Source organism: Streptomyces sp. NPDC058145, assembly GCF_042884245.1.
In the GTDB taxonomy this organism is placed as follows: domain Bacteria; phylum Actinomycetota; class Actinomycetes; order Streptomycetales; family Streptomycetaceae; genus Streptomyces.
On sequence record NZ_JBHVUH010000059.1, the window covers coordinates 1 to 2,348 of the forward strand.

Annotated in this window: 2 protein-coding genes and 1 pseudogene; 1 reads left to right on the plus strand and 2 read right to left on the minus strand. The window is 39.4% G+C overall.

Features of this window, described 5'->3' with window-relative positions; genetic code table 11:
- On the minus strand, positions 1-187 hold a 187-nt coding region (locus ACFVVO_RS39375), incomplete at its 3' end, for a hypothetical protein (protein ID WP_390061697.1).
- A gap of 354 nt (positions 188-541) precedes the next feature.
- Entirely contained in the window at positions 542-1,561 is a 1,020-nt protein-coding gene (locus ACFVVO_RS39380; RefSeq protein ID WP_376621148.1) for a protein rep, read from the minus strand.
- 565 nt (positions 1,562-2,126) lie between these two features.
- Here ACFVVO_RS39380 and ACFVVO_RS39385 point away from each other — a divergent pair.
- Positions 2,127-2,348, plus strand: a pseudogene (locus ACFVVO_RS39385) (hypothetical protein); the annotation flags it as partial.

Here is a 2,348-nt window from a genome sequence, read left to right on the forward strand (position 1 = left end):
ATACAGCTTGCTGAAGAACACTCCCCTCAGTAGCTCCATCGAATTCAGGATGTACATTCTCGGTGTCAATTGATTCTGAAGCCGATGCAGATATTGAGTAAATCGGTAAAGCCAAAACAAAAACCAAACTCAGCACCAACAATTTGCTAAACAGCCCTTTAAAACGCTTCCTTTGTCCTACTTTCAAAGCATAAATCCTCCTTCTTTATTTTGGCATTCCATGCTATTATACATGTAATTGACTGGAAATTCAGAAAATTTTTCAAAAAAATAGGAGGAAGTGTGTAATTGTGCGTATTAAATACTCGGTCATCTCATTGTTTTTAAGTCTTTTTTCCTTTTTTTTGCTTCAAGTGTTTGACCGTCTCAAAGACGTGATACTGATTGCTTCAACAGTCGATACAGAAGAAAGCACGATTGATCAAAGTCTGCTCGCCAGCAATTTAGTTATCATTCCTATCATCTTTTTGGTTTTAAGCGTCGTTCTTTATTACACTCTTCCAAAAGGAAAATAGCAGATTCCACAAGGGAATCTGCTTTTCTATTTGATTATGTAGTTCTTAATGCCAGGATGCCAGTAAGCCATGACCTCAAATGCGCCATTCGCAACCTCGTCATCTTCTTCCTCAATCTTGACCAGATCGCCGTCCTCCGCATCACCAAGATTCAGCTCTTTATGTATCTCCTTCAAAATACCGCCGTATCCGATTAACCTACGGGCTGCCAGCGCATCATCCAAATAAAACACCGTGTTCAGATTGTCTTCCGTCACCTTATTGCCGCGCACAACATCCGTATCCTTGACTGGATACTTAGAAATTTCAAGAACAGCTTTTTGCTCCATCATCGCTTCCCGCACGTCGTTTTCAATCTGTTCAGCGTCAATCTTGGCTTTACCTTTCACCCGACGAATATCAACAATTGGGGTGTAATCCAATTTCATCGCCTTTTTCCAAAGGCTTGTCCATTCCGTCTGCTTGATATAATTTTTGCCGAAATAACTTTTCTTTACAGGCAATAACACATGAAAATGCGGATGATATGTATCTTCTTCATGATTTTTAGTAATCTCTAAAGCTCTAAAATAGCCAAGTACCGCTGTATCGACCCTTTTGTATTTCATAAGTCGATTAAACCCTTTCATCATGTCCGAAATCGAAGGTTTCAGACTGTCACCTTTAACATTTCGAACGGTCAACGTGAGAAAAATCCATCCGCATCCATACTGACGATTAGCTTCTTCTACGATCAATTTATTGTGATAAGCAATTTTTAACGACCTGCGCCAGGCACACATCGGGCATAACCTCACTTTGCAAAACTGAGCTTGATACAACTTTAGTTTGCCCGTCTCCGGGTCTCTTTTAAACGAAAGACATTCCGCACAACTACACAATTTCTCAGCTTTTTTGCCATAGTAAGGTATACCTGTTTTGTTCTGTAAAGCTTCATAGTGCTCCGCCATAAGATTCGTCCGTCTTTTTTTCCCTTTCCAATCCCGCTTTTTACCTGTTGCGGTCTTATCCTCAAGGATGTTATAATTATGTTCAACTGAATTCAAACGAAAAAAACTCCTTTCTGTGCTAGTAATCTAGCGTTCTATTATTTGGCTTCGACAACCTAATAATAGCAGAAGGAGTTTTTATCTGTCAAAAACACTTTAAAGCCTTGACAGACAAGGGCTGAACCTGTTTTTTAAAAATCTTGTTGTTTCTATATAGTATCAAGATAAGAAAAGACCCGATTTCGACTCCGTCAAAATCGCAAAAAAGGCCGGCAGAATTGCCGGTCTTTTTTTAAAACCCAAAACCTAAGATCAAAACCATTCTTCCCCCGTAGGGGGAGATTTTTTTTCAAAAAATCGGTCCTGCAGCCGCGCATTATTTTAGATATTCAATATCTTTAACAAGCCGCACGTCTCCACCTGACCAACACATGAACCTCCACACAGTCAACACATGACCTTTTCTTTCAACACGCAGTCAACACATCCAGTCAGTGACATTTCTATCTCCGGTTAACTTTTCGGAAAATTCTTCACATTCATTTAACAGTCTGAGATAATTCGGAATACAAATGTTTACATTTCTTGCAGTTATAAAGAATTAAGAAAGGATTGGTGAAAGTTGAGTACAATAGCATTCGAAGAAGTCGGACAAGCCATAAACGATTGGTACAAAATCATCAAACAACATGACTTTTCTAAAGCCGCAGCCATGAGGGAAGAGATCGAAAACACGTTTCCAAACATGAAAGAGAATCAAACCGTATTACTGTACTTCAACCTGATTGACTCTCGTTATAAGCTCATGACAGAGGATTACAACAAATCCGGCGAATTACTGGAC